Below are 618 nucleotides of genomic sequence, written 5' to 3' on the forward strand. Positions count from 1 at the left end.
TTCAAAAGCAATGGAATTCCTATCGCGCTTCGAGTTCAATACTGCACGCCAGTTATTGCGATCACTGGGTGCTAAATATCCCGAATCACGAGCAATATTGGAGCAGCGTTACAACTTGGCAAAATTGCATACTGAAGACTCGAGCTATTGGAAGCATGCACAGAACCTTATTGAACTGTGTGTCCGTAAATCAGACTACGAAAGAATTTGTCGATTATTTTCCGACATTCAAAAAAATGCTGCTAGTAAAAAAAGGGCTCAAGAATGCTTACAGCCCGAGCACTATCATAAGATGATGATGCTTTTTATTAAACATGGAGACCTGCCTAAAGCTGAGCAAGCCTTCTTGTTTCTCGAACTTGCTGGCAACCAACATATTACACAAGATGCTTGCCTCTTGCTTATTCAGGAGTTCAAAATAAGGCATACTGCTGCTAAACAACAGCAATATGAAATGCTACTCGAGCGACTCAAGGCTTAGTTATGAAAGCAAGCACTTTCGACCTAATCAGACATGGCGAACCCGTTGGTGGACAACTACTACGAGGTTCACAAGACGACCCCTTATCAGACTTGGGCTGGCAGCAAATGCACGACAGTGTAGGGGGTCATAAACCC

Annotated in this window: 1 protein-coding gene; it reads left to right on the top strand. The window is 43.4% G+C overall.

Annotation, left to right across the window (positions count from 1 at the left end):
• Window positions 1-481: hypothetical protein (locus A3763_RS27925; RefSeq protein ID WP_197482689.1), on the top strand; the 481-nt coding region annotated here is incomplete at its 5' end.
• Between the last annotated feature and the right edge of the window lie 137 nt (window positions 482-618).

It is taken from the genome of Oleiphilus sp. HI0128 (assembly GCF_001635365.1).